Annotated in this window: 24 protein-coding genes; 5 read left to right on the top strand and 19 right to left on the bottom strand. The window is 35.2% G+C overall.

Going from position 1 to position 26,949, the window contains the following annotated elements; all coding sequences use genetic code 11:
* The 3 genes from KCG49_RS01855 to KCG49_RS01845 are packed head-to-tail and all read right to left on the bottom strand — an operon-like array spanning nt 1 to nt 2,427.
* Nucleotides 1-732 carry a glycosyltransferase gene (locus KCG49_RS01855; RefSeq protein WP_218544467.1) on the bottom strand — a complete coding sequence of 244 codons (732 nt, stop codon included), beginning with the start codon at nt 730-732 and terminating at the stop codon, nt 1-3.
* 34 nt (nt 733-766) lie between these two features.
* Nucleotides 767-1,846, bottom strand: a complete 1,080-nt coding sequence (gene meaB / locus KCG49_RS01850; protein WP_218544466.1) for a methylmalonyl Co-A mutase-associated GTPase MeaB — start codon at nt 1,844-1,846, stop codon at nt 767-769.
* Between the two features lie 14 nt (nt 1,847-1,860).
* Nucleotides 1,861-2,427, bottom strand: coding sequence for a DUF2911 domain-containing protein (locus KCG49_RS01845; RefSeq protein ID WP_218544465.1), 567 nt, complete (start codon nt 2,425-2,427; stop codon nt 1,861-1,863).
* Nucleotides 2,428-2,670: 243 nt separating this feature from the next.
* Between KCG49_RS01845 and KCG49_RS01840 the strand changes: the two genes are divergently transcribed.
* The 4 genes from KCG49_RS01840 to KCG49_RS01825 all read left to right on the top strand — a co-directional run bounded on the left by KCG49_RS01840 (nt 2,671) and on the right by KCG49_RS01825 (nt 6,296).
* Complete coding sequence (locus KCG49_RS01840; RefSeq protein ID WP_439901092.1) at nt 2,671-3,168, top strand: RNA polymerase sigma factor; 498 nt, start codon at nt 2,671-2,673, stop codon at nt 3,166-3,168.
* A complete protein-coding gene (locus KCG49_RS01835) occupies nt 3,152-3,724 on the top strand; it encodes a hypothetical protein (protein ID WP_218544464.1) in 573 nt (190 codons plus the stop codon). Before KCG49_RS01840 ends, KCG49_RS01835 begins: the two co-directional genes overlap by 17 nt.
* A gap of 102 nt (nt 3,725-3,826) precedes the next feature.
* Nucleotides 3,827-5,461, top strand: coding sequence for a hypothetical protein (locus KCG49_RS01830; protein WP_218544463.1), 1,635 nt, complete (start codon nt 3,827-3,829; stop codon nt 5,459-5,461).
* Between the two features lie 154 nt (nt 5,462-5,615).
* Nucleotides 5,616-6,296 carry a peptidoglycan DD-metalloendopeptidase family protein gene (locus KCG49_RS01825; protein ID WP_218544462.1) on the top strand — a complete coding sequence of 227 codons (681 nt, stop codon included), beginning with the start codon at nt 5,616-5,618 and terminating at the stop codon, nt 6,294-6,296.
* A gap of 45 nt (nt 6,297-6,341) precedes the next feature.
* Here KCG49_RS01825 and KCG49_RS01820 read toward each other — a convergent pair whose 3' ends face one another.
* A complete protein-coding gene (locus KCG49_RS01820) occupies nt 6,342-6,884 on the bottom strand; it encodes a hypothetical protein (RefSeq protein WP_218544461.1) in 543 nt (180 codons plus the stop codon).
* Between the two features lie 166 nt (nt 6,885-7,050).
* On the opposite strand from KCG49_RS01820, the gene KCG49_RS01815 reads away from it, so the two are divergent.
* Nucleotides 7,051-7,650, top strand: a complete 600-nt coding sequence (locus KCG49_RS01815) for a GNAT family N-acetyltransferase (protein ID WP_218544460.1) — start codon at nt 7,051-7,053, stop codon at nt 7,648-7,650.
* A gap of 123 nt (nt 7,651-7,773) precedes the next feature.
* Here the strand turns inward: KCG49_RS01815 and KCG49_RS01810 are convergent, their stop codons facing one another.
* From KCG49_RS01810 to KCG49_RS01740, 15 genes are all read right to left on the bottom strand, one after another.
* Nucleotides 7,774-8,334: a porin family protein gene (locus tag KCG49_RS01810; RefSeq protein WP_218544459.1), complete on the bottom strand. Its 561-nt coding sequence runs from the start codon at nt 8,332-8,334 to the stop codon at nt 7,774-7,776.
* Nucleotides 8,335-8,616: 282 nt separating this feature from the next.
* Nucleotides 8,617-11,973, bottom strand: a complete 3,357-nt coding sequence (secA, locus tag KCG49_RS01805; RefSeq protein WP_218544458.1) for a preprotein translocase subunit SecA — start codon at nt 11,971-11,973, stop codon at nt 8,617-8,619.
* Between the two features lie 179 nt (nt 11,974-12,152).
* Nucleotides 12,153-12,374 (bottom strand): DUF2795 domain-containing protein, encoded by a 222-nt coding sequence (locus tag KCG49_RS01800; RefSeq protein WP_008272287.1) that lies wholly within the window; start codon nt 12,372-12,374, stop codon nt 12,153-12,155.
* Between the two features lie 160 nt (nt 12,375-12,534).
* Nucleotides 12,535-13,110, bottom strand: a complete 576-nt coding sequence (locus KCG49_RS01795; protein ID WP_218544457.1) for a cob(I)yrinic acid a,c-diamide adenosyltransferase — start codon at nt 13,108-13,110, stop codon at nt 12,535-12,537.
* 131 nt (nt 13,111-13,241) lie between these two features.
* The gene (locus KCG49_RS01790) at nt 13,242-14,000 is read right to left on the bottom strand and encodes a shikimate dehydrogenase family protein (protein ID WP_218544456.1); all 759 of its coding nucleotides are present in this window, start codon (nt 13,998-14,000) and stop codon (nt 13,242-13,244) included.
* Nucleotides 13,969-14,988: a DUF368 domain-containing protein gene (locus tag KCG49_RS01785; RefSeq protein ID WP_218544455.1), complete on the bottom strand. Its 1,020-nt coding sequence runs from the start codon at nt 14,986-14,988 to the stop codon at nt 13,969-13,971. The genes KCG49_RS01790 and KCG49_RS01785 overlap by 32 nt, the downstream gene beginning before the upstream one ends.
* A complete protein-coding gene (locus KCG49_RS01780; RefSeq protein ID WP_218544454.1) occupies nt 14,988-15,956 on the bottom strand; it encodes a DUF368 domain-containing protein in 969 nt (322 codons plus the stop codon). The genes KCG49_RS01785 and KCG49_RS01780 overlap by 1 nt, the downstream gene beginning before the upstream one ends.
* Before the next feature lie 75 nt (nt 15,957-16,031).
* Nucleotides 16,032-17,438: a tetratricopeptide repeat protein gene (locus KCG49_RS01775; RefSeq protein WP_218544453.1), complete on the bottom strand. Its 1,407-nt coding sequence runs from the start codon at nt 17,436-17,438 to the stop codon at nt 16,032-16,034.
* 159 nt (nt 17,439-17,597) lie between these two features.
* Nucleotides 17,598-18,773 (bottom strand): aspartate aminotransferase family protein, encoded by a 1,176-nt coding sequence (locus KCG49_RS01770; protein WP_218544452.1) that lies wholly within the window; start codon nt 18,771-18,773, stop codon nt 17,598-17,600.
* Between the two features lie 6 nt (nt 18,774-18,779).
* Nucleotides 18,780-20,558 (bottom strand): OstA-like protein, encoded by a 1,779-nt coding sequence (locus KCG49_RS01765; protein WP_256259822.1) that lies wholly within the window; start codon nt 20,556-20,558, stop codon nt 18,780-18,782.
* A 90-nt stretch (nt 20,559-20,648) separates the two neighbouring features.
* Entirely contained in the window at nt 20,649-21,929 is a 1,281-nt protein-coding gene (locus KCG49_RS01760; protein ID WP_218544451.1) for an adenylosuccinate synthase, read from the bottom strand.
* A gap of 13 nt (nt 21,930-21,942) precedes the next feature.
* Nucleotides 21,943-22,395 (bottom strand): Fur family transcriptional regulator, encoded by a 453-nt coding sequence (locus KCG49_RS01755; protein WP_218544450.1) that lies wholly within the window; start codon nt 22,393-22,395, stop codon nt 21,943-21,945.
* Nucleotides 22,396-22,500: 105 nt separating this feature from the next.
* The gene (locus KCG49_RS01750; protein ID WP_218544449.1) at nt 22,501-24,708 is read right to left on the bottom strand and encodes a RelA/SpoT family protein; all 2,208 of its coding nucleotides are present in this window, start codon (nt 24,706-24,708) and stop codon (nt 22,501-22,503) included.
* A 106-nt stretch (nt 24,709-24,814) separates the two neighbouring features.
* Nucleotides 24,815-26,047, bottom strand: a complete 1,233-nt coding sequence (locus KCG49_RS01745; RefSeq protein ID WP_218544448.1) for a M48 family metallopeptidase — start codon at nt 26,045-26,047, stop codon at nt 24,815-24,817.
* A 67-nt stretch (nt 26,048-26,114) separates the two neighbouring features.
* The gene (locus KCG49_RS01740; protein ID WP_218544447.1) at nt 26,115-26,912 is read right to left on the bottom strand and encodes a TrmH family RNA methyltransferase; all 798 of its coding nucleotides are present in this window, start codon (nt 26,910-26,912) and stop codon (nt 26,115-26,117) included.
* Nucleotides 26,913-26,949 lie beyond the last annotated feature (37 nt).

Below are 26,949 nucleotides of genomic sequence, written 5' to 3'. Positions count from 1 at the left end.
TTAAGACTTATTATTTGGTAAGTTTGTATTCCTAATTCCATAATTGATATACTTTTTCTTCATCCAGAGGTAAGCAAAGCAGTCTATCAAAGGGCCGATTAATCTGTTTCGAAGTCCATATTTTGCGTTACCAGCAACTCTTGGAAAATGCTGAACAGGAATTTGTTTTACCTTACCATTTTGTAATATAATCATAGCAGGAAGAAAACGATGCAAACCTCTAAACATGGGTATGCGTTTGGCATAATCGGTTTTCATAACTTTTAATGGACAACCCGTATCGTCCATACCATCGTGGGTAAAAGCACGTCGTATGCTATTGGCAATTTTCGAGGATATTTTTTTTACGAAGGTATCTTTACGGTTGATGCGAACACCGGTTACTAACTCATAAAAACCCGTATGTTCTAGTAAAAGATTAAAATCCTCTGGTGTGGTTTGTAAATCGGAATCTATATAGCCTACTAGCTCGGAATCTACATAATCAAAACCAGCTTTAAGGACTGTGCTTAAGCCTTTATTTTCTTTAAATGAAATAAAAGCAAAGGCCTCATTACGTTGGCAAATAGCTTTAATTAAGGCCAAACTGTTGTCCGAAGAGCCGTCGTTTATAAATAACACTGAAGTAGAAACTATAGCAATTTCTAAATACTTAGAAAGTTCAGTCTCAACACGCTTAAGGTTGTCTTCTTCGTTAAATACAGGAACTATGATAGTGAGCTTGTACTTCATATAGTTAGTCATTATGTCACAGAGAACCTACTTTTTAAAGTGAAAGCAAATATTCAGCCGCAGCAAAAGGGGTTGTTTTACCAGTTTCTATCAATTCAACTTGCTTTTGTAGTTCGTCTTTAATCATTGCCGAATTGTAGAAATTGGATTTTAATCGTTCTTCAATCGTTTGCAGTAACCAAAAGGTATTTTGACTATTACGATTTTGTTCAAAATAATGATTTGTGGTCGTGGTTTTTAAATAGTCTTCAATCAATTCCCATACATCAGAAATGCCTTCTTGTTTTAGAGCACTGCACAATGATACCTTTGGTGACCAGCCAGATGCTTTTTCGGGATAGAGGTGTAAGGCTCTGTTGAATTCAATTTTAGCAGACTTGGCAGCTTTTAGATTATCTCCGTCAGCTTTATTAATAACTATGGCATCTGCCATTTCTATAATACCGCGTTTGATGCCTTGAAGCTCATCGCCAGCACCAGCAAGCTTCAATAATAAAAAGAAATCTACCATACTATGTACGGCAGTTTCACTTTGTCCCACTCCTACAGTTTCGATGATGATAGTGTCAAAACCAGCAGCTTCACATAGAATGATAGTTTCTCTGGTTTTTCTAGCGACACCACCTAAAGAATTTCCAGACGGGGATGGTCTTATAAAAGCATTTTTATCTTTTACCAAGTCTTCCATTCGGGTTTTGTCACCAAGAATACTGCCTTTGCTTAATGTACTGCTGGGGTCAACCGCTAAGACAGCAACCTTTTTTCCGATATTGGTAAGGTAACTGCCAAAAGCTTCAATAAATGTGCTTTTACCAACACCAGGAACACCAGTAATGCCTATTCTTACAGAATCATTGGCATAAGGTAAGCAGCTGGTAATAATCTTTTGAGCTTTGTCTGTATGTGTTTGGTTTGTACTTTCTACTAAAGTAATTGCTCTACTTAAATCCGTAATGTTTCCTGAGGTAATACCGGTAACCAAATCATCAACAGAAGGTTGTCGTTTTCGTTTGAATTTTATGGATTTTGCAGAATTTTTATTTAATGTTTCTGGAGGCTCAATACCATCTTTTTCATGCAAAGCAGATTTATATGTTTGATCTTTTTTTGCCACTTTGCAGTTTTGTTTTAAGATTTAGCGTGTGGATGTATTTGCATAGGGATTTCAATTAAAGTGTTATCCCATGCCATGGTAAGCTTTAATGTGCCTAATTTATTATCAAAAGCAATAGTAAATTGTTCTACGGTTTCTTCAATATTTTGGGTAGCAACTTCCGTTTCCAAGACATCAAAATTAGGATCCCACATAGGTTCCATTTTTTCATTTACACCCCATTCGTATTGTTTAGAATTGAACATCACCTTCCAACGATCTGCCTTGGGCACGGACCAAAGCGTATACTTTCCTTTCTTTAACAGCATCCCATCAATCATTAAATCCTTGTTGGTTTCAAATGTTGTGGCTTCGTTTGCGCCAGTTCTCCATACCTTGTCATAAGGTACAAGTGCTCCAAAAATATCACGCTCGCGTTTAGAAGGTCTGTTATATTCTACTTTTATGTCTAACTCATTGAGTGTAATCTTTGCAGTATCTTTTGGACTTAATCGAGGTGCAAAAATATTTTCAACAAATACGGAATACAAAAGTAATCCCAAGGCTAGGATAGATAAAATAATGAGAAGGCGTTTTAGCATAGGTGTTTATCTTAAGCAGTTTTTGAAATTTAGATTTTAAAGATAATTCAATTCCCTAAATTTATGGAAGACAAACGTCGAATTTTAAGTAAATCTTATAAATTTCAAGATTTTTAAAACTTTTTTGCAACACTTAAAATTTTGTGTCGTCTTTAGAGTGAACCAATCAAAAACCAATTAAACATCAGCACGTTTCAAATTCATATTGTTGAAAAATGCAAACAGAACGATAGACAGGCGCAAATGCAATTGTACAATCAATACTGTGATGGAATGCTTATCGTCGCAATGCGTTTTTTAAAAGATACCATGGAGGCCGAGGATGCAGTGCAGGAAGCATTTATAAAAGCATTTTCAAAATTAGAACAGTATAAGGCAGAAGTGAGTTTTGGGGCATGGTTAAAACGCATCGTGGTTAATAAATGTATTGATGTTTTAAAATCTAAGCGTCAACGCTTAATAGAATTAGAAGACCACCACCTTAATGTTGTGGATGCAGATTACGAGAGTGAATGGTTGGTGGATGATGGTATAACAATAGATTTGGTAAAAGAAGCTATTGAGCAGTTACCTGAAAAATATAAATATGTTGTAATACTCTATTTAATTGAAGGTTACGACCATAAGGAAATTTCTGAAATTCTGAATATTTCTGAAGTCGCATCAAGGACACAATTGTCTAGAGGAAAGCAAAAATTGCAAACCGCATTAAAAACAAAGAAAAATGGCACAAGATCTTAGAAATTTATTTGAAAAAGATGAAAAGGTTCAGAACATAAAAATGTCTGAAGGTCATGAAGCACGTTTTCTTCAAAAGCTAGAAAAAGAGTTGCCTCAAAAAAGATTATCAAACCGATTTAGGTTCTTAAATATTGCAGCAAGTGTTTTGGTGCTGCTGGGACTAAGTTATGGCGCATTTCAGTTTTTTCAATCACCTGTCAGTACAGAGGAACCGGTAGAAGTTGCAGAGACTAAAAATGACATAAAAAGTTTGGGAGAAGTTGTACCGGATTTAAAGAAAGTGGAAGACTATTATTTAGCAAGTATCAATTTAGAATTGTCTAAGGTAGAGCTAACACCAGAAAACAAAGAGTTATTTGACGGTTACATATTGCGCCTTAAGGAATTAAATGAAGAATATAATAAACTAACTATTGAGCTCAACGAGAATGGGCCTAACGGCGAAACGTTAGATGCGTTAATCGATAACTTAAAATTTAGATTAAATCTTGTAACGCGCCTTAAAGAGAAGCTTCAAGAATTCGATGACGATTCCTTTAAGCAAGAAAGCATATAAGTCAATTTTCCTATGGGTGTGCTGCTTATCATCAAAGCATTTTTAGAGAAGATATTTATAATTAATCAAATCAAAAAACGAACAGTTAAATCAAAAAAAATCATGAAGAAAACAATTAAAGTTTTGGTATTGTGCTTATTGACCACATTTGGGTATGCACAAAAAAAATTGAGCAAGACATCGCAATCCATTAAGGTTAGTAAGGATGTCGTTGTAGATTTAAATACAAATTATGTTGAAATAGAAATCGACACTTGGAATAAAGACATTGTTGAAGTTGAAGCTTATATAGAAAGTGACAAGCTTTCTGCAGAAGAATTAGAGCGTGCTTTAAAAGCATGGGATTTAAAAGTAGATGGCTCTAATGATAATGTGATTATTTCATCCCGAGGTGGCAGAGCGGTTGGCTTATTCGGAGAAGAAGATTACGCTAATGTATTGCGAGACTTAGAGTTTGAACTTGCAGATTTACCAGACATCCCAGAAGTTGTTGTAATGCCGAGCATACCCATGATGAGCGATTTCCCAGAGTTGCCTACAATGCCAGCAATGCCAAAATTCCCTGAGTTACCAGAATTACCAGATGGTATTAAAACAATATCTTTTGATTATGACAGGTATCAGAAAGAAGGAGAAAAGTACCTAGCGGAGTGGAGTAAAAAGTATGAAAAGGAAGGTGGCAAAGAATTGCAAAAAAGTATGGAAGACTGGGCTAAAAAGTTTGCAGAATCTGGTTATCAAGAAAAGATGGCAAAGTGGGGTGAAGAATATGGAAAGCGCTTTGAAGGTAAATGGGCTGAGGATATGGAAAAGTGGGGTGAAGAGTTTGGTGAAAAATTTGGTGAGAAGTATGCCAAAGACATGGAAAAATGGGGAGAACAGTTTGGTGAAAAATTTGGTGAGGAATGGGCCGAAAAGATGGAAGCTTGGGGAGAACGCTTTGGAGAAAAATATGCCAGAGAAATGGAGAAAAGAAGCGAAGCTATGGCAAAACGCCACGAAAAAATGGCAGAGCGCGAGGCTCGTATAGCAGAACGTCACGCGGAACGTGTTCACGAATTGTCTAAGCGAGAAGCCGAAATGGAAGAAAGACGTCATTCAATGCGTAACAAAAGAGAATCTATATTGGCTAGACGTTTAGAGTCAGGTAGTAATAGTAAAGTAAAAAAAGTAATCAAAATTAAAATCCCTAAGAAAGCGAAGCTAAAAACAAACATTAGACATGGTGAATTAAAGCTATCTTCAGTTATTTATAACTTAAGAGGAGATATATCACATGCCTTTTTAGTAGCAGAACACATTGATGGAAGTGACACTTCCATCAATGTTTCTTATTCGCCAGTAGTAATTAATACTTGGGATTTAGGAACGCTTAACCTCAATTATGTAGATAAGGCTCAAATAAAGAGTGCTAAAAATCTAGTTTTAAATTCTAAGTCGTCAAATATTAATATTGAAAACTTAACAGATACAGGAATCATTGATGGTAGTTTCGGTGATTTAACCATTTCTAATCTCACAGCGTCTTTTAAGAACTTAAACTTGGTACTGGAAAATAGTGATGCATTGGTAAACTTGCCTAAGAATATTGATTACAATATGTATTTTAAAGGGAGTCGTTCTAAATTCAACAATAAAGTAACGGAACAAAAAACCATTAGAACCAATTCTGAAGGGCAAAGTTCTAATAGAAACATTATTGTCAATGCCAAATTCAGTAATTTAATTATGAACTAAAACTATTTTCTAGCTTTCAGGTCGAGTAAGCTTGTTACTAGCTTTAGTGTAAACTGTTGAAACCTGATACGTTATTCTGAATTAATTTCAGAATCTATTTGCCTTCCCGTTTTCCATTAAAATAGAATCGTATTTTTATGGAAATTTTGTTTTTATGCCTCTTTCCATTTTTGAAGCAATTCTTTGCGCTCTAAATACACATCCTATATTGAACGTACCTAAGTCTGATTATACATTTTTAGATTTGTCGATCCATAATTCTGAATTAAACAACATTAATGTTGCATCATCAAAAGATTTAGAAGCTTATATTTTTAATCACATTGAAAAAAACAATGCTAAAGCTGCTTTTGGAGGTTATTTAGAACATCGTGGTATCTATAAACGAAGTACTTATTTTAATGAGCAGAACCCTAAAATAGAACGCGATATTCACTTAGGTCTAGATCTTTGGATTGAAGCAAACACATCCGTATTTTCGCCTTTAGATGGTAAGATACACAGCTTTAAAAATAACACCAACTATGGTGATTATGGCCCAACAATTATACTACAGCATCAAATAGATGCCTTTGGATTTTATTCACTTTACGGACATTTGAGTCTGGAATCCATAGAAAATTTAAAGATTGGGGCATACGTAAAACAAGGACAACAAATCGCATCGCTTGGTACTGCTAAGGTTAATGGAGATTACCCTCCGCATTTACATTTTCAGATTATAAAAGACATTCAAGATTATGAAGGTGATTATCCTGGTGTCAGTAATCAGTTAGATTTAGAATTTTATAAAGTCAATTGCCCAGATCCTAATTTACTTTTAGGTTTAGGTTAGTGTTTCCTTTGTAATTCAAATATATAAATCTAAGGATACACACTATTAATTATCTGGCATAAAATAATTTCCATCGTAACTACCGGAAATCACTTGTCCATCATTCCTGGTAAACGTAAAGGTAAACACAATATTAAATTCCGTGAAATTAGTTACAGTTACAGAAGCTGATTGCGCATAGACATCGGATTCTGGATCATTGTCTGATAGTAGAACTGTACCATGATTAAATTCGCTATTGACAATAGAACTATTTATAGAAATGTCATAATCTTCAATTTCAGTATATGTTGTGTTCTGAATTGTAACATCATTGAAGTCAAAATAGATATAGCTAATATCATTTAAATCATTATTGCCTGTAATTTCAGAGCTTGTTTTGTTAAATAGACTAATGCCTATGTCACTAGGGTCGTCAGTTGCGGTATTCTCATCAGTGATAATAGCTGAGACTAAATGATAAGTTATACCGTTAAAGACAAATTCATTATTAGCTTCATCTGTGTTAGAATTGGTGTCGTCAGAAGAACAAGCCATTAAAATTAAGGTAAGGAGCAATACAAATAAATGGGCAAGGTTAGGTTTCATAACATTGATTTTAAGTAGGTTATAAAGTAAATATATAATAAAAAGTTGTATTATCCTTATGGACTTATATTTTAAAGTCTATTTTTACTTGGCTTAAGGCGATTATAATATGAAAAATACCATACTTCGGATTTTTTATTTAGTGAAAAAGGGAGAGCTCAAATTTATGATTAAAGGCATCTTTAAACGTGTGTTATCAAAAACAGAAGCTTTCGGCTTAAAACGCGATTTAACTGTTAAATTTGAAGTGCCAAACGCACAAATTGAGCTATTAACACGACCTTGTAAAGCCAGTGATGAAATTCATTTTACAGCTGATTTGCAAAATTATGGTTTAGTACAAGAAAATATACCGACCTGTTATGTAGCTACCAATACAGAAGGTAAACCATGTTATAGACAATGGTTAATGGGATCAAAGCAAAATGAAAATATAAAGGCATTTTGGGGAGAATCATTTCCTGAATTAAAAGATGATGAAGCATTAGTGGAAAGTGTATTTACAACTCCAGCATTTAGAAGAAAAGGTATTATGCCAGCAGCATTAGACAGTATATCTAAAAAGGTACAGGATTTAGGTGTACGGTATGTGATACTCTTTGTTGAAGTTGGTAATATTCCCTCGTTAAAAGGTTGTCATCGTTCAGGATTCTCACCTTATGTGCTGAGGATAGAAAAATGGTTTTTCTTTAAACGTTCCGTAATTTTTGAAGCGGTGTCAGAAGTAATGATGAATGATTACTTTAAAAGAGTTGATTCGCATTGAGACTTATTGTCAGCTGATGGTTTTAGCGTGTAGTTCGCATCGGACTTTGCGGTTTTCTTTGATGCAATAAAAAAATCCTGATGTAACCCATCAGGATTTAGGAAAGTTGTTTTGTGCTAAGTCTTAGAAAAAGAAATAACCAATTGAAAGTTGCAATACACCAGTATTGTTTGAGAAATCTTCCGATTCACTAATGTCAGATAATCCTAATGTGTAGCGTGCACTAAAATTAAGGCCGCTGTCTAGTTTATAACCTAGCCCTAAACTAGTACCGAAATCTAGAGTTTTAAAAGCATCTTTAACATCTGTGCTTTCTTGTTTAGCGGACAATAGGAAGCCTACTTGTGGCCCAGCTTCTACACTAAACCTTTCGGTTAAATAATATTTCCCCAATAAAGGAACAGTTAAATAATTTAACGCTACCGTATCATCATCACTTTCATCATCAATACTATAGCCTATACCAGAATATAATAATTCTGGTTGAAAGGAAAATTTTTCAGAAATTGAGATTTCAGACATTAGGCCAAAGTTGTAAGCTGTTACAAATCCAATGTCACTTGTGTTGTCTCCATAAATACTGGCAAAGTTGAGACCTGCTTTAGCACCAAATTCAACGTTTTGTGCATTTACGTTTGCCAATCCTAAAACTGCGATTACAGTTAGTAGTAAACTTTTTTTCATAATTTTGAATGATATAATTGTTAGGGAACAAAACAAGAACTTTTTGTGTTTTTGAACTTCTTTTTAAAATAGTTTTAACTGTATTTAACCAACTTTAACAATATGGTGGCTTTTGGGCTATTTTATGTTAATTTATGAATGATTTAGAGCCTCATTTTGCTTGGTTATAGTAGATAAAAAATCCTGATGGGCTACATCAGGATTTTTAGATTCCGTATCAATTACGAAATGACAATTTTTATGTTTTAGGTTCTCTTCGAGAGATTCTTGCCTTCGCAGGAATTAATCATTCACCAAAACCCATTCTCCTTTATCAATTAAAGGAATGGCTTGTTTGTATTTTACGACTTTACTTTCGCCGCTCATTACATGCTTAATCGTTACTCTGTCGTTACGACCAATCTTTGGTTGTTCTCTTACAATAGTTTCTACCACTTGTGGTTGGCGAGATGCTCCTTGGCCTGCAGCTCTACTTTGTGCAGCACGCTCGTCCATATTAGGAATTTCCTCTTTTTGTGTTTCTAGATTTTCTTGCTTTCTACGCTTAGCTTCCTTAATATTGTTAGCAGTTTCCTGAGGTATTTCACCTTTAAATAAGAATGAAATTACATCTTTATTCACTTGGTCAATCATGCTTTTAAACAGCTCAAAAGATTCAAATTTATATATCAATAATGGATCTTTTTGCTCGTGTACGGCTAATTGTACCGATTGTTTTAGCTCATCCATTTTACGTAAATGTGTTTTCCAGGCATCATCTACTATCGCTAATGTAATATTCTTTTCAAAATCATTAATTAACTGCTTTCCTTTAGACTCGTATGCTTTTTCTAAATCGGTTACAACTTGTAAATTCTTAACACCATCTGTAAATGGTACAACGATACGTTTAAAACGGTCTCGTTGGGTATTATATACATTTTCAATTACCGGATAGGCTAAATCTGCTGCACGCTGCATTTTTTCGCGATAGTGCTTAAAGGCTTCTTTATAAATGACACCAGCAATCTCTTGCTCTCCCATTTTTGCAAACTCTGCTTCAGAAATAGGCGAGGACATTGAGAAATAACGAATCAATTCGAACTCAAAGTTCTTATAATCGTTAGCTTCTTTATTGCTAATGGCAATACCTTCTGAGGTGTCAAAAATCATATTGGCTAAATCTACACGTAGACGTTCACCATGTAAAGCATTTCGACGACGTTTGTACACCACTTCACGCTGAGCGTTCATAACATCATCATACTCGAGTAAACGTTTACGTACTCCAAAGTTATTTTCCTCAACTTTTTTCTGTGCACGCTCAATAGACTTAGAAATCATTGAATGCTGAATTACTTCACCTTCTTTTAACCCCATTCGGTCCATCATCTTAGCAATACGCTCACTACCAAATAAACGCATTAGGTTATCTTCTAAGGATACATAAAATTGCGAACTTCCAGGATCACCTTGACGACCAGCTCTACCACGTAACTGTCTGTCTACTCGTCGCGAATCGTGACGCTCCGTACCGACAATAGCCAAACCGCCAGCTTCTTTAACTTCGTCACTTAATTTAATATCGGTACCACGACCTGCCATGTTGGTAGCAATAGTTACCTGACCTGCATTACCAGCTTCGGCAACAATTTCTGCTTCCTTTTTGTGTTGTTTTGCGTTCAATACATTATGCGGAATCTTACGAATGCTCAACATTTTTCCTAAAAGCTCAGAAATCTCAACGTTAGTTGTACCAATCAATACAGGTCTACCTGCATTGGATAAACCAACGACTTCATCAATAACCGCATTGTATTTTTCACGTTTTGTTTTGTACACTAAATCTTCTCTATCGTCTCTGGCTATTGGTCTGTTGGTTGGAATTTCAACTACATCCAATTTATAGATTTCCCAGAATTCACCAGCTTCAGTTACTGCAGTACCTGTCATACCAGACAGTTTACGATACATTCTGAAGTAATTCTGTAATGTTACAGTCGCAAAAGTCTGTGTAGCCGCTTCAATCTTTACATTTTCCTTGGCTTCAATCGCTTGATGTAATCCATCAGAATAACGACGACCATCCATAATACGACCTGTCTGTTCATCAACAATCATTACCTTGTTATCCATTACCACATACTGTACGTCTTTTTCAAAAAGTGCATAAGCTTTTAGTAATTGGTTGAGCGTATGGATACGTTCAGATTTAATTCCGAAGTCTCTAAACAGGTCTTCCTTTAGATTGGCCTCTTCTTCAGAAGAGAGTCCTTTTTCTTCAATCTTAGCGATTTCAGTTCCCATTTCTGGCATCACAAAGAAATTAGGATCGTCTTTACCAGATAAGAATTCTACACCTTTATCGGTCAATTCCACCTGATTGTTCTTCTCATCGATAACATAGTAGAGTTCAGCATCCACTTTTGGCATTTCTCTGTTGTTATCTTGCATGTAGAAGTTTTCGGTTTTTTGAAGTAATTGTTTTACACCTTCTTCACTCAAAAATTTAATTAAGGCTTTATTTTTAGGGATACCTCTATAAACTCTTAACAGTTGAAAACCACCTTCTTTAGTGTCGCCTGCTGCGATTAGTTTTTTAGCTTCGGCTAACACACCAACTAAGTATTTGCGCTGTACAGATTCAATTTGTTCAACTTTAGGTTTTAATGCATCAAACTCGTGCTCGTCTCCTTTTGGAATAGGACCAGAAATAATCAACGGTGTACGTGCATCATCAACTAAAACCGAATCCACCTCATCCACAATAGCGTAGTGATGGCGACGTTGTACTAAGTCGTTTGGCGAATGTGCCATATTATCACGTAAATAATCGAAACCAAATTCGTTATTTGTTCCATAAGTAATATCTGTATTATAGGCTTTACGACGTGCATCTGAATTTGGTGTGTGATAATCAATACAATCGACGCTCAATCCGTGGAATTCAAAAATTGGTGCCATCCATGCACTATCACGTTTTGCTAAATAATCATTTACGGTTACTAAGTGTACGCCTTTACCAGCCAATGCATTTAAGTATACAGGCAAGGTTGCTACTAAGGTTTTACCTTCACCGGTTTGCATCTCCGCAATTTTTCCTTGATGCATGGCAATACCACCAATGAGCTGTACATCATAATGAATCATGTCCCAAATAATTGGTTTACCTGCAGCATCCCAAGAATTTGCCCAAATGGCTTTATCTCCATCTAAGGTCACATAATCCTTATCACCAGATACTTCTCTATCGAATGCATTTGCTGTAACTGGAATCTCAGTATTGTGTACAAAACGTTTTGCGGTTTCTTTGACCACAGCAAAAGCTTCTGGTAAAATATCGTTTAAAACCTCTTCTGTAACTTCGTAGATATCGTCTTCAATCTTATCAGCTTCTACATAAATATCTTCGCGTTCGTCGATGTCTTCTGTTTCTTCTGCCTTAGCTAAAAGTTCATTCTTTTTCTCTAGAAGTGGTTTTCTGACTTCAGCAATTTTATTTTTAAACTCAGCAGTCTTAGCTCTAAGCTCATCATGCGATAAAGCTTCGAGGGCTTGCTCAAAAGTTTTTATTTCGTTTACAATTGGTTGTATAGCACCAACGTCTTGTTTGGATTTATCTCCAACAAAAACTTTAAGTACTTTATCTAATATGCCCATGGTTTGTATTTTGTAACAGATTGATTGGTTATCAATCTTTAAATTTTTAATTTTATAAAACACCCCTAATGTCACCTCGAAGGGACAATTGAAGCAATTTTATTTTCGAATTTTTCGAAAATAAAAAAAGTCTCTCAGTTAAGATAACGCAAGAGACTTTTTTGTGATTATATTATGTGTTAATATTCGTCCTCATTCCAGAGGTAATCTTCATCAGTTGGATAGTCTGGCCAGATTTCTTCGATAGAGTCGTATGAATCTCCTTCGTCTTCTATCGCTTGTAAATTTTCTACAACTTCTAGAGGCGCACCAGTTCTAATCGCATAATCGATAAGTTCGTCTTTAGTTGCTGGCCAAGGTGCATCACTTAAATATGATGCTAATTCTAATGTCCAATACATTTGCGTGTAATTTTAATTTTTTGCAAAAATAATTTTTTAGCTGAATAATTCAAGAAAAAATCAAATTAATTATTTATTAATAAAAAGAACGTGTAATCTTCAACTTATTTAGATTACAATATTGCATTATTGAAATCTAATCGCAGAAGCATTTAATAAATCACGATTCTTTTTGCGGAATCCACTTAATCTCTTCTGCTTGCAAATCATGTGACAACTTCCGTGCCAATACAAAAAGGTAGTCAGATAGTCTATTAATGTACATCAAAGTTTCGGGTTGAAACGGCTCTAAATCATTAAGATGAGAGGCTAGACGTTCGGCTCTACGGCAAACTGTACGTGCAATATGACAGAATGACACCGTTTGGTGACCTCCAGGCAAAACAAAGTGTGTCATAGGTGGTAAACTTGCTTCCATCAAGTCCATTTCCTTCTCAAGGCGTTCAATGTCCTCGTTAGAAATCTTAGGAATATTTAATCTGGCCTTACCACTTTTTAATGTTGCTTTTTCTGGATCTGTTGCCAGTATTGCTCCAACTGTAAATAAACGGTCTTGAATGTGCATCAAGGTGTTTTTATAAAATTGATTGATATATTGATCCCTTATGAGCCCAATATGCGAATTAAGTTCGTCTATAGTACCGTAACTCTCTATACGTATGTGGTGTTTTGGTACTCTTGTACCACCAAATAGTGCAGTTGTGCCTTTGTCGCCTGTTTTTGTGTATACTTTCATACTAGCAAAGTTAAAGTTTAAGAGTCAGATGTGGAAAGTTTGGTGTTTAAATGTTTTGGTGTTTAATTAATTAGGTACTGTAAAGTTTGAAATTTTAGTGGTTTAAAGGTTGATTATTTTTCCACCAACCTCTACTTACCCCATATATCCCAAGCTTTTTCTGCCTGTAGTTTTAGCATTTCTAACCCGTTAATTGTTGTTGCTCCTTTAATATCCCCACAGCTCAAAAATTTAGTTTGTTCTGGATTGTAGATGAGATCGTAAAGAATGTGATTTTCGGTAATAGCATCGTACGGAATGTCGGGACATTCATTTACATTAGGAAATGTGCCAATCGGTGTACAATTGATTATAATGGTATAGGTTGAAATAATATCATCTGTTAGATCAGAATACAAAAACTTTACACCTTCTTTTTCTGAGCGAGATACATAATCGTATTGGATTTTCAGTTTTTTGAGCGCATAGGCCACAGCTTTCGACGCTCCTCCTGTGCCGAGTATTAAAGCGCGCTTATGATGCTTTTTGAGATGTGACCTAAGCGATTTTTTAAAACCGTAATAATCGGTGTTATAACCTATTAGTTTTTGATAACGTGTAATTCTAATTGTATTTACAGCTCCAATCTTTTTGGCACGCTTATTTAAATCGTCCAACAATGGGATAACATCTTCTTTATACGGAATAGTAACATTAAGACCTTTAAGATTAGGTGTATTTTTTATAATATCGTCAAGCTCATTTATGGAATATATATCAAAATTCACATAACTATGTGGTAAATTTTCATGTTTAAACTTTTTTGCAAAATAATCTCTTGAAAACGAATAGGATATATCTTTTCCTACGAGACCAAACTTAAGTTTTGATTTTTCTTGTGCGTTGTCCATACCATTCTAACCCCAATACAATAAGGATTCCTAAGGCAATATAAGAAATTGCGATATAAGTTTCACTGTTGAATTCTGGTAAATACCGCTCATAATTTGCAATAACTTGTTTTCCAGTAGAATCTAAAATAAAAGTTCCATCAGTGTACGTTTTGTATATGGTTTCTTTCCACGGCCAAACCACTCCAAGCGATCCAATAATAAAACCAGCAATAGTTGCTAAGGTTATATTTTTGTAATGTTTTAAGATATAATTTAGAATATGAGAAAAGGTCACTAAACCCGTAACAGAGCCTAAAGTAAATACGCCAAGAACTTTTAACATGCGGATTCTAGGCTCATTTTTTACAAACTCAAAATTACCTGTAAACACATCAGCTATGGAGTCATATAAAGCATTTACAGAATCTACCAGAAGTAAAACATAATTACCTAATAAAATGAGAATGAATGAGCCCGAAAAGCCAGGAAGTGTCATACCTGAAACGCTAATAATACCACAGAAAAAAACAAACCAAAGGTTGTCATTTTCCGTTGCAGGATCTAGAAAACTTATACTTATACCTATTACAGCTCCTAAGATGAGCGCTATAATCGTTTTTGCATTCCAAGCATTAAAATCTTTACTGATATAATAGATGGAACCTAAAATCATTCCGAAGAATGTGCTCCATACATAAAGCTCATAATTAACAATGAGATAATCAAGTATTTTAGAAACACTAAAATAACTGACAATCATTCCAAGGAAAAGTAAAGCTAAAAACTTGCCGTTTATATAACGATAAAAACTCCTAAAGCGACCATTGAAAAGTAACTTGAATGCCGTACTGTTAACACGTTGAAGTGAATAAATAAACTCTTCATAAAAACCAGCAACAAAAGCTACAACACCACCTGAAACGCCAGGAACTTTATTTGCAGCTCCCATAGCGAGACCTTTAATGACCAAAAAAACACGATCTTTAAGTGTTCTGGTACTTTGCATTAAGCTTTATTTTTTCGATTACCTAAACGTTCTAATATTAAGATCGTTACAAAACCTATAATAATAAATATCAAAGCCAATAGCATTTGATTGTCTCCATCATAAGATGAAGGTAAAATACTTTTATCGAGCAGGGTAACCTCTTTTCCTTCTGAGTTCATTCTGGTTTTTAACACTTCTTTCCAAGGCCATATTTTGTTCAATGATCCAATCATAAAACCAGTTAAAATGGCAAGTGTGAGATTCTTTTGGTGCTTAAACATCCAGTTCAAAGTTTTAGAAAATACTTTAAGACCTACTAAAGCACCAACTGCAAGTAATACAAACTTTAAAAGCGCATCTTTAAAAAGCTCCATGTCTCCATTAAATAAACCGTCTCTAAGATTATTAATGGTATCTATGGCGGTTTGATACGCACCTAAAATTAATAGTATAAATGCGCCAGAGACACCTGGTAAAATCATAGCAATAATGGCAATGAAACCACAAAACAACAAATAAAAAGGGCTATCTGGAGATGCAAAAGGTTCTGCAAGTGTTATATAGTATGAAAGTCCAGATGTTACTACGATGGCTACGATAAGCTTTGCAGACCAACCTTTAATTTGTTTGGCGATATAAAGAATACTCGCTAAAACCAACCCAAAAAAGAACGACCATAATAAAATGGGTTCGTTGTGCAATAACCATTTTATGAGTTTGGCCAAAGATAGAATGCTAATAGCTACACCAGAAAATAATGCCAGTAAGAATGTTCCGTTTATAGATTTCCATGCCGTTTTAAAACCCTTGCGTCTCCACACCTTAAATACGCCAAGATTTACTTTGTCGATACTCTCTATTAGTTCTTCGTAGATGCCAGAAATGAAGGCAATGGTTCCGCCAGATACACCAGGGACAACATCGGCAGCTCCCATGGCAATACCTTTGAAGGCTATAATTAAATAATCAAAAAATCGTCTGTGCATTCCTCAAATAATAAGAACTGCTAAGGTATGGTTTTTTTATACGAGTTCTATTTTAAATTTATGGAAGAAGCTGAATTAGTTGGAAGTGTTTTTAGATTCTGAGATTATAGCTTTTACCATCAAGTTTTCATTAAGTTTGGGAAATAATTCCGAAATGATAAAACTGTAATCAGAATTCAACGAAACCGCATTTTTTAGATGAAAACGTCCTTTTTCAGTTTGGTGTATTGTAAAATGTAAACCGCCAAGTCTGTATTCTATTTCTGTATTTTCTGGATAAAACTCAGCCGCTTGGATCAAATTATAAATAGCCGCTTCGTACTCACCTAATGTTGTTAAAATATCACTTCTGTCTAACCAGGTTTCCAGTTCATAGTTGCCTAATTCCAAAGTGCGCTTATAGCCAATTTCTGCTTCTTCAAGGAAGTTTAAACGCTTATTTATAGTTGCAAAAAGTTTCCAGTATAAAACATTTTCGCCATCAATATTTACTGCTTTGTTAATGTAGTGTAAAGCTTTTGGAAAGTTTAACCGTTTCATGTAAAACTTGGTGATGGCTATCCATCCTTTATCTAGTAGCGCATCTTCCTCGACAGTTTTCTTGAAGAATTGCAAGGCCATATCTTCTTGTCCCAGTTTTTCGTAGCAATGTCCAATTCTTAAGAGCGCAAAAGATGTTGGTTCGTCCAGTGCTAAGGTAATTTTGTAGTTTTCTATGGCATCCTCGTAGTACTTTAGCTTTTCTAGTACTTTTCCTTTTTCTATGTAGGCACCTACAAAAGTATCATCGGATATAATGGCAAAATCAAAAGCAGCATTAGCTTTGGCATAGTCCTTTATAGCAAAATATTGGCGGCCTAATTGATGCCAAGCGACTTCGCAATACGGATTGGAATCTAAAAAATTATTAAGATATACAATAGCTTCATTATTCTGGTCTAAAAAGTCGTAACAGTAAACTATATTATGAAGTGCAGAATAATCGGAAGTATCAGTCTCTAGACATTTCTTAAAATAAATTAGAGCATTCTCAAACTGATCTAAAAACAGATATTCCATACCTACTAAAGCATATAGGTCTCCATCATCACTTGGCGTACTAGACATTTCTATGGCAATAAGTAATGTATCTATAGCTTTTTTATGCTCATCTTGTTTAGACAGTACATTTGCTTTTTGAATAAAGATTTCTTCATTTGTAGGCTCTAAATTATGAAGCATATCTAAAATATCATCGGCCTCTTCAAATTTATTTTCAATGACTAATATTTCTACCTGAAACAATCTTAAATTGATGGATGTTGGATGTTGCTCAAGACCGAGTTTAATGGCGCGTTTTGCTAGTGCAATTTTACCGTTTTCGAGATAGTAGTGTATAATGTTTTCGAATTCACTTGAATCAAAAAACAAAATATCATTTGTTTTTAGCATGGATTCAAATCGGGTAAGCGGAAAATTTTCGTCGTTGTGACTGTAATTCATAAGCGGTTTAATGATTCACTAATCTAAATTACAGTTATCGTTTGCTTTTTGTCGATTGTTGAACTAATGTTTTTAACAAATTAATTAACATTGAAATAAAACTTCACTTAAAGTTTGCTTTACATTGAGAGTCAATTGGTTGAAATTAAAAGGATTAGTTTATTGAGAATCCAAAATTGAAGTTATCATCTTACAACCTTTGATGATTTCTTCGTTTGAAATAGTTAGTGGAGGGGTAATTCTGATGGCTTTGGGTTCAAAAAGTAGCCAAAATAGAATCAATCCTTGGTCTTGTGCCTTAAGAATTACAGTATTGACAAGCTCGGAATTTTCAAGAATTGCTGCCAACATTAGACCACGACCTCTTATTGCTTTAATATGTTTGTGTTGAAGATGTTTTCTTATTAACTGCTCTTTTTCTAGAGCTTTTTGCATAAGATCGGTTTCAGTAATTTCCTTTAAAGTTGCAAGAGCAGCGGCTGCTATAACTGGATTACCTCCAAAAGTAGTAATATGCCCTAATTTTGGATTATCACTTAATGTAAGCATCATCTCTGTTGAAGCCGTGAAAGCACCTATAGGTAATCCTCCGCCTAATCCTTTGCCTGTAACCACTATGTCTGGCTGGCAATTGTAATTTTCAAAACCAAAAAGCTTCCCGGTTCTGCCTATGCCAGGCTGAATTTCATCCAATATAAAAATAGAGCCGACGGCATTACAACGTTCTTGTACTTTCTTTAGATAATCGTGTTTAGGTTCTATAAAACCAGCACCTCCTTGTATAGTTTCTAAAATAACTGCCGCAGTTTGTTCTGTAATTTGATTTAAATCGACTTCAGCATTAAACGTGATGTGCTTTATATTTGGAATTAACGGAAGAAAGGGTGTTTTACGTTCTTCATAATCCATTAGACTCAACGCTCCCATTGTATTACCGTGATAAGCATTTTTGGCTGCAATAATTTCGCTTCTGCCAGTATATCGTCTTGCTAATTTAATGCTTCCTTCGATAGCTTCGGTGCCAGAATTGACCAAATAGGTACTTTCTAAAGGTGCTGGTAAATATTTTCCTAAAAGCTTAGATAACTCAAGTGCTGGTTCTTGAATATATTCTCCATAAACCATCACATGAAGATATTTGTCTAATTGTGTTTTAACAGCATGGATTATCCTAGGGTGCGAATGCCCTAAACTACATGCGGAAACACCAGCTACAAAATCAAGATAGGCCTTTCCATTTTTATCATAAATGTAAGAGCCTTTAGCATGGCTGACTTCCATTGCTAAAGGATGCGGTGTCGTTTGTGCTTGATATTTAATAAAATCGTCTTGCAAGTATTACTATTGTTTTTTTGATGCGTCAAAAGGCATGAGCTTATGCTTTGAAGGCTTAGAAGTACTTTTCTTTGGTACATTTCTAGCTGCTTTATTGATCTTTTTTGGTGTAGCTTTTCCTGCTTCCTCAATACGTTTTTCAAGGTCTTCATTAGTAAATTCTTCTGGCGGGATATAATCTTCAAGACCTTTTATTTTTGGTAAAATTAATGGTGGATCGTCCTTGAAAAAATCTTCTACAGAAATCGGGCGTTCTTCTCCTCTCCAATCAAAACCCCTAAGTCGTCTTCCGCTTTTGGGGAATTCAGATTCGGGAAAAATATTACCGTCAATTTGGTTTATAAACCGTACTTCATCAATGGCTTTTTCTACAATTTGAATGTTAATACTTCCAGATTTTGATTTTTGTATACCGATAAGCTCATTTTTATCATTTCGCATATAGCGTATCGTTTCAGCATTTTTAATAATATCTACATTATACAGCTCATTTTCCCTGAATAAACCTATAAGTCTTTGTCCTTTGATTTGGTTATAGCCATCTTCGCTAATCGTATCCTTACTTACCAAAAATGCATTGTTGAATACTTTGAGTGAATCAAGTTTTTCAGTTTTAACATCAGAAATTAAATGAATGGTGTCTCCTGTCATTTGGTTATCTAAATTCCATAGTACAGGTTTTCTGGCTATTGCAAATGCATCGGTAGAGCTAAAGCGATCCAAGTTAATGAATTGTGTTAACCCAGTTTGGTGGTTGACGTGAATGGAATCTGCTTTGCCTGCCAAATCACTCTTGTAAAGTCTTGCATTGTAAAATGCTCTTGTAATACGATTATCTTCTTTACCTGTAACCATTAAAGTGTCTGCATGTAAATACACAGAATCTTTTTCTTGAACCGTTATTGCCAAAGCGCGCTTGGTTATAAATAAAGAATCTTTATCGCGCCAAACTTCGGCATAATGGCCTCTAACGATACTATTGTTAATAGTATCTGTAACTGTAATGTTATTGGTCGCAGAGGCAAAACTTCTGTTTCTATCAAAAAAGAGACTATCACCTTCTACGGTTCTGCTTTCATAATCTATTTTTGCGTTACGCTGAAAATAACCTATATCGTTATTGGTGTCATAAAAACCACGCTCACAATATACTTCGCTTGTTTCTCCAACAATTGTGGAAGGTCCGTACAAATACGCATGGCCGTTATCTGGGAAAAAATCGAGGCGATCTGTATTTAATGTATAATCTGGATTTACTAAGACCACATCTTTGGTAAATTGATATTTTTTGGCGTTCATGTAATAGCGACCAATTTGACTTGTAATTGTTCCGGAAGAATCTCGCACTACTTCGCCATTGGTATTGTAATAGGCCAATTGACGTGTTCTATCAAAATAAAGCTTATCTGTTGTTAATACAGATTGTGGTTCTGTTAAGATCACATCACCTTGTGCAAAAGCTAACTCAGTTTTACCACTGTACTCAACATACTTGGCGACCATATTAATAGAATCACCTTGTTTCATGTTGACGTTGCTAAACGCTTCTATATAATCTTGGTCTTCATAATAAATAGCTTTATCGCACCACATATTAACGCCTTTGTGGATAAAGTGTACTTGTTGTGATTCGTCACGCAGAAAAACTAAGGCACCATCTTCAATTTCTGGGTCAGAGGCTGCGATACCAGCATATTCTATGGTAATCTTTTGCTTTTCTTGCGCAAAACCAAATACTGAAAGGCAAAATGTAAGTATTAAAAATAGATTCTTTAAAGGATTCATAACCATATGTCTTGTATAAAGTAACACCTATTAGATTAGCTTTAGTATCGGTTAACAGTTTTTTTAACAGAATCTAGAATTTTAAAAAAACTATACCGTTTGTCTTACAATTGTCTGCTTACGATCTGGACCCACAGATACTATGGTAATTGGTATATTGAGTTCCTTTTCTAAGAATATTACATAGTCATTAAACGCTTTAGGTAATTCTGAAGCTTTTGTCATAGCGGTTAAATCCTCTGACCATCCTTTTACTTCTGTGTAAATTGGAGTTACATTTTCTGCTTCTATGTTATAAGGTAAATGATGAATCGTTTCTCCCTTATAATTGTATGCCGTACAAACTTTTAAGGTTTTAAAACCCGAAAGTACATCACCTTTCATCATAATGAGTTGGGTTACGCCATTGACTTGGCAAGCATAACGTAAAGCAACTAAATCTAACCAGCCACATCGTCTTGGGCGACCTGTAGTGGCACCAAATTCGTGACCAACCCGTGCCATGGTTTCACCAGCTTTATCAAATAGTTCAGTTGGAAATGGTCCCGAACCTACACGTGTGGTATAAGCCTTAAAAATTCCGAATACATCACCGATTTGGTTTGGCGCTACACCCAATCCTGTACAAGCACCAGCAGCTGTGGTATTAGAAGAGGTTACAAAAGGGTAAGTTCCAAAGTCGATATCTAAAAGTGAGCCTTGAGCTCCTTCCGCTAAAATAGATTTTCCTGAAGTTTGCGATTGATGTATAAATTCTTCAGAATCTATAAATTTTAATGTCTTGAGTGTTTCAATAGCAGTAAAGAAATCTGCTTCAAGCTCATCTAAATTGTATTCAATATCTACATTATAGAAATCTATCATTGCTTCGTGCTTATTGGCCAAAGCTCTGTATTTATCTTTCCAATCTGCCAGTTCAATATCACCAACTCTTATACCATTTCTCCCAGTTTTATCCATGTAGGTTGGTCCTATACCTTTAAGTGTAGAGCCTATTTTTGCTTTTCCTTTTGCAGTTTCGCTCGCAGCATCCAATAGGCGATGCGTAGGTAAAATGATATGTGCCTTGCGCGAGATGCAAAGTGAGGTTTTATAATCCACATTTTGCTCATCGAGTTTTTCTAGTTCTTTTTTAAAAATGACGGGATCTATCACCACACCATTACCAACAAGATTAACCGTATTGTCATGAAAAATCCCAGATGGTATGGTATGCAGCACGTGCTTTCTGCCATTGAAAACTAAGGTATGACCTGCATTTGGCCCACCTTGAAAGCGTGCAATAATATCGTATTTTGAGGTAAATACATCGACAATTTTTCCTTTGCCTTCGTCGCCCCATTGTAATCCAAGTAGTAAATCTACTGCCATTTTAAAAAATTAGTTAGTCGTCTGTTTTACGGTTGCCGTAAAAGTATAGTGAATGATTAGTTATCTCGATATCAAAAACCTCTTCTATGGTTTTTTTGATGGATTGAATGCGTGGATCACAGAACTCAATAACTTCTCCTGTGTCCGTAAGTATTACGTGATCGTGTTGTTTGTCGAAGTATGATTTTTCATAGTGCGCCTGATTTTGTCCAAACTGATGTTTACGAACCAAGGCACATTCCAATAGTAATTCTATAGTATTATAAAGTGTAGCTCTACTTACACGATAGTTTTTGTTTTTCATTTTGATGTATAAGGATTCTATATCAAAATGCTCTTCACTATCATATATTTCTTGAAGTATAGCGTAACGCTCAGGTGTTTTTCTATGACCTTTGTCTTCAAGGAATTGCGTAAAAACGCGCTTTACGATTTCCTGATTACTTTCTTCTGTTGTTGCATTCATAATTAAGGTGCAAATTTACGTAAATTTATAGGATATGGATGATTAAAATAGGTATTAAAGCCGAAAGAAATGAACAAGTTTTCAAGACTTTTATAATAATCAAGATTAGACTCTTGAGACTTTATCAATCCCATTGATCTTTTTGAGTTTTTCCATAAGGTTTTTTAGCATGGTCTGGTTTTTTACTTCGACCGTGATGTCACCGTTAAAAATCCCATCGTCACTTGAAAAACTTAGGCTTTTCATATTAACATGAAGGTTTTCGGAAATAAGACTGGTAATGTCATTAACCAATCCTAAATTATCTATTCCTGAAAGTCTAATATGCGACGTATATGTACGCTGAGAGGAGTCGATCCACTTGGCTTGTATAATTCTGTACGCATAGTTAGATTGCAAACTCACAGCATTTGGACAATTCTTTTTGTGCACTTTAATACCGTCATTAACTGTAACAAAACCAAAGACTTTGTCACCAGGAATAGGATTGCAACAGTTGGCGTGCGTGTAATCTAGGCGTTCTTCCTCTTTGCCAAAAACCAACATATCATATTTGGAGGTAATCTCGTCTTTGTTGATATCCTTTGGAGTTTCTGGCTTTCGGATTTTATTTTTGATGTAACTCATAAACATATTGCTTCGTGATGAAGCATAAGCTTTGAGTTTGGTGTTGTCTATGGTGCCAATACCAACACGATAAAATAAATCTAAAGACGTTTTTAGTTTAAAATAGCTGACGAGCTCATTTATGGATTTTTCATTCAATGTGATTTTTAGCTGTTTTAATTTTCGTCGTAAGATTTCCTTGCCTTCTTCAGCAATCTCTTTAGTATGAGCATTTAAGGCCGATTTAATTTTGCTTCGTGCTCTGGCCGTTGTTGCATAGTCTAACCAATTGGCGTTTGGTTTGGCATTTTCGGATGTTAAGATTTCCACACGATCACCACTCTGTAATTCGTGACTCAGTGGCACTAATTTACCATTGACTTTTGCTCCACGTGTTTTCATACCAACTTCGGTATGAATGCTAAAAGCAAAGTCGAGCGGAGTGGCTCCTTTTGGTAACGATTTTAAGTCACCTTTTGGTGAGAATACAAAAATTTCTTTTGAGTAGAGGTTGAGTTTAAACTGCTCTACAAAATCCACGGCATCGGCTTCGTTATTCTCCAACGCTTCCTGTAAACGGTTGATCCAAAGGTCTAGATTATCTTCCTTATCATCAGCATTTTTGTATTTGTAATGTGCAGCATAGCCCTTTTCGGCAATTTCATTCATACGTTCACTACGAATCTGAACTTCTACCCAACGGCTTTTTGGGCCCACAACCGTAATGTGTAAGGCTTCGTAACCTGTAGACTTAGGTGAAGAGATCCAATCTCTCAGTCGAATAGGATTTGGTGTAAAGTGATCCGTAACTACTGAATATATTTTCCAGGCGAGGAACTTTTCATTGTCAAGGTCGGACTTAAAAATAATTCTAATCGCAAATTTATCATAGACTTCCTCAAAAGAAACCCCTTGCTTTACCATTTTACGTCGAATGCTAAAAATGGATTTTGGTCGTCCTTTAATCTCGTAGCTAAGCCCTTCTTTGTTTAGTGATTTTTCTATGACTTTTGAAAATGATTTAATATAAGCATCTTGTTCTTCCTTACTTTCTTGCATTTTCTCTGCAATGTCATTATAGACTTCGGGTTCGGTATACTTAAGACCTAAATCTTCGAGCTCGGTTTTAATGTTGTAGAGTCCGATTCTATGTGCCAAGGGTGCATAGATATAAAGTGTTTCTGAAGCAATTTTTACTTGTTTATCCGACCGCATGGAATCCATGGTCTGCATATTGTGTAAACGGTCTGCAATCTTAATGATGATAACTCTTACATCGTCATTTAGCGTTAATAGCATTTTACGAAAGTTCTCAGCTTGCAAGGAGACGTCCATATCTTTTTTGAGCGAAGATATTTTGGTAAGGCCATCTACAATTCTCGCTACCGTTTCCCCAAAAAGCTGTTCCATATCAGCAATAGTATAATTTGGGTTGTCTTCAACGACATCGTGCAGTAATGCTGCTGCTATGGATGTGGCATCCAAGCCAATCTCTTGAGCTACGATTTTAGCCACAGCTATAGGATGAAAAATGTAAGCTTCACCAGACTTACGCCGTTGGTCTTTGTGTGCGTCAACAGCGACCTCAAAGGCATGGCGAATCAATTTTTTATCATCTGCAGTTAAGGTCTGGTAGCTTACCTTAAGTAATTCTTTGTAAGCTTTGGCAATGGCTTTGTTTTCTATTTCTATGGCTTCCTCGGTCATAGAACTAAAGTAATGAAAGCTTATGTAATGTGCAATGGTTTTTTTGAGGGAAATTTTTGGAGGTTTTGTTAACGAAGTTTGCTAAAAATTTTTACAAAGTCAAGGTTTACTTTCTCAAATTCCTAATACGTTCTAAAAGTGTGGGATGCGAATAATGCATAAACACATAGGCTTTGTGCGGTGTTAAATTGCTCAAACTGTTTTTAGATAGCTTTTTTAATGAGCTAATTAATGGTTCTGCTTTATAAGTGTTTTTGGCATAATCATCGGCTTGGTATTCAAATACGCGTGAGACGTAATTCATTATTAAACCTGTAAGCTCAGAAATAGGGGAGTAGAGTAGTCCAAAAGTAATTAGTCCGACATGAAAACTTGGTGTTGCCACACCAATAGCATTAGATAATAAGGGATTAGAAATAAATATGGATAAAATATAAAGTGTTAATCCTGTGAGTAGTACAGAAGCCACCAAATTAAAAATGATGTGCTTACGTTTGTAATGTCCTACCTCGTGGGCTAAAACTGCAACGATTTCTTCATCCTCTAAATCATTAACTAAGGTGTCGTATAAGGTAACACGCTTTTCGTTTCCAAATCCCGAGAAATAAGCATTGGCTTTAGTACTACGCTTTGAGCCATCTATAATAAAAATTTTATTTAAACTAAACCCAACAGATTTGGCATAATCTGAAATTTTATGGCGTAATTCTCCGTCTTCTAAAGGTGTTTGCTTGTTAAATAGCGGTACAATTAGTTTAGAGTAAAACATATTCATAAACACCGTAAAAACCGTTACTATTCCCCAAGCATAAAGCCAGAATTGATGTTCTGTCACTTGATAAAACCAAACGATTAATGCGATGATACCTCCTCCGATTATAGCCATCATTAACAATCCTTTTAACTTATCTAACACAAAAGTATTCTTTGTGGTTTTATTAAATCCAAAGCGTTCTTCGATGACAAAGGTTTTGTAATAGGCAAACGGTGTGGTGATGATATCGCTGGCAATCATAATAATTCCGAAGAAAATTAAAGCGATAACTATGGGTTGGTCTGAATAATTTCTGGCAATATTGTCCACATATTCAAAACCATCTAAAAACAAAAAGGCCAAGGTTAAGACTAATGAAAATAGAGAGGACCAAATTCCAAATCTGTAGTTGGTGGCTTTGTAAGCCTGTGATTTTTTATATTCATCTTCATCGTAGACATCTTTTAATTCTCCGGGCACAGCATCATTAAAATGTTTAGCGTTTATAGCATCTAAGACTTTGTCTTTAATGAAATTGATAATAATGATTCCTATAATTATATAAAAAAGAGTTTTTGCTTCCATTAGATAGTTTTATGGGTTCTTGGTACAATTCCGAAAATTCGGAATCACTCGAACTGACATCATTTAGTTAATTAAAATCTCGTTGTCTTTTGGCTTCAAAAATAAGAATTCCAGCGGCAACTGACACGTTCATAGAATCGATAATGCCCTGCATGGGTATACTGATATTTTTGGTTGCTGCATCTCGCCATTCTTGCGTTAAGCCTGTAGCTTCTGTACCTACGACAATAGCTGTTGGTAAGGTGTAATCTTGGATATGGTAAGGTTCGGATTCTTGTAGAATCGCTGAAAAAATATTGAAATTATATTTTTTTAAAAAGGCAATAGCTTTTTCAGAGCTAGCCAAAGCAATTTCAGTAGTAAACACACAGCCAACACTAGACCGGATAATATTTGGATTGTATAAATCGGATTTTGGGTTGGCAATAATCACAGCATCAACATTTGCGGCATCAGCAGTTCTTAAAAGGGCACCAATATTACCTGGTTTTTCTGGTGCTTCAGCAACTAAGATCAATGGGTCTTTAGATTCAAATTTCAAGCCTTCTAGCTCATGTGCTTTGGATTTTACTACAGCAATGATACCTTCAGTAGTATCACGGTGTGCTAGTTTCTGAAAAACATCTTTGGAGATTTCGATAATTTCTATACCGTAACTACTCATCGCTTTGGCTTCACTTTCCGAAAATAAATCGGCATAGAAAAGTAGTTTTTCAATTTTATAACTACTTTTTATGGCAAGAGATAATTCACGTTTGCCTTCAATTAAAAAGGTGTTGGTTTTTTTACGCTCTCGCGACTTTTCTTTTAACTGTGTAAGTTGTTTTATTAATGGGTTTTGTGGACTGGTGATTAGCTTAGTCATGAAAAATATAATAGTTGACTAAAATACTGTAAATATT

Source organism: Winogradskyella luteola (assembly GCF_019203985.1).
GTDB classification, from domain to species: domain Bacteria; phylum Bacteroidota; class Bacteroidia; order Flavobacteriales; family Flavobacteriaceae; genus Winogradskyella; species Winogradskyella luteola.
The sequence above is the reverse complement of the archived record's forward strand: the minus strand, read 5'-3'. Positions and strand labels throughout refer to the sequence as shown.

Bases quoted from the DNA above. Each gene is read 5' to 3' on its own strand.
- KCG49_RS01855 (WP_218544467.1), bottom strand. From the start codon at position 732: ATGAAGTACAAGCTCACTATCATAGTTCCTGTATTTAACGAAGAAGAC.
- KCG49_RS01845 (WP_218544465.1), bottom strand. From the start codon at position 2,427: ATGCTAAAACGCCTTCTCATTATTTTATCTATCCTAGCCTTGGGATTA.
- KCG49_RS01840 (WP_439901092.1), top strand. From the start codon at position 2,671: ATGCAATTGTACAATCAATACTGTGATGGAATGCTTATCGTCGCAATG.
- KCG49_RS01835 (WP_218544464.1), top strand. From the start codon at position 3,152: ATGGCACAAGATCTTAGAAATTTATTTGAAAAAGATGAAAAGGTTCAG.
- KCG49_RS01830 (WP_218544463.1), top strand. From the start codon at position 3,827: ATGAAGAAAACAATTAAAGTTTTGGTATTGTGCTTATTGACCACATTT.
- KCG49_RS01825 (WP_218544462.1), top strand. From the start codon at position 5,616: ATGCCTCTTTCCATTTTTGAAGCAATTCTTTGCGCTCTAAATACACAT.
- KCG49_RS01820 (WP_218544461.1), bottom strand. From the start codon at position 6,884: ATGAAACCTAACCTTGCCCATTTATTTGTATTGCTCCTTACCTTAATT.
- KCG49_RS01815 (WP_218544460.1), top strand. From the start codon at position 7,051: ATGATTAAAGGCATCTTTAAACGTGTGTTATCAAAAACAGAAGCTTTC.
- KCG49_RS01810 (WP_218544459.1), bottom strand. From the start codon at position 8,334: ATGAAAAAAAGTTTACTACTAACTGTAATCGCAGTTTTAGGATTGGCA.
- secA (WP_218544458.1), bottom strand. From the start codon at position 11,973: ATGGGCATATTAGATAAAGTACTTAAAGTTTTTGTTGGAGATAAATCC.
- KCG49_RS01800 (WP_008272287.1), bottom strand. From the start codon at position 12,374: ATGTATTGGACATTAGAATTAGCATCATATTTAAGTGATGCACCTTGG.
- KCG49_RS01795 (WP_218544457.1), bottom strand. From the start codon at position 13,110: ATGAAAGTATACACAAAAACAGGCGACAAAGGCACAACTGCACTATTT.
- KCG49_RS01790 (WP_218544456.1), bottom strand. From the start codon at position 14,000: ATGGACAACGCACAAGAAAAATCAAAACTTAAGTTTGGTCTCGTAGGA.
- KCG49_RS01785 (WP_218544455.1), bottom strand. From the start codon at position 14,988: ATGCAAAGTACCAGAACACTTAAAGATCGTGTTTTTTTGGTCATTAAA.
- KCG49_RS01780 (WP_218544454.1), bottom strand. From the start codon at position 15,956: ATGCACAGACGATTTTTTGATTATTTAATTATAGCCTTCAAAGGTATT.
- KCG49_RS01775 (WP_218544453.1), bottom strand. From the start codon at position 17,438: ATGAATTACAGTCACAACGACGAAAATTTTCCGCTTACCCGATTTGAA.
- KCG49_RS01765 (WP_256259822.1), bottom strand. From the start codon at position 20,558: ATGAATCCTTTAAAGAATCTATTTTTAATACTTACATTTTGCCTTTCA.
- KCG49_RS01760 (WP_218544451.1), bottom strand. From the start codon at position 21,929: ATGGCAGTAGATTTACTACTTGGATTACAATGGGGCGACGAAGGCAAA.
- KCG49_RS01755 (WP_218544450.1), bottom strand. From the start codon at position 22,395: ATGAATGCAACAACAGAAGAAAGTAATCAGGAAATCGTAAAGCGCGTT.
- KCG49_RS01750 (WP_218544449.1), bottom strand. From the start codon at position 24,708: ATGACCGAGGAAGCCATAGAAATAGAAAACAAAGCCATTGCCAAAGCT.
- KCG49_RS01745 (WP_218544448.1), bottom strand. From the start codon at position 26,047: ATGGAAGCAAAAACTCTTTTTTATATAATTATAGGAATCATTATTATC.
- KCG49_RS01740 (WP_218544447.1), bottom strand. From the start codon at position 26,912: ATGACTAAGCTAATCACCAGTCCACAAAACCCATTAATAAAACAACTT.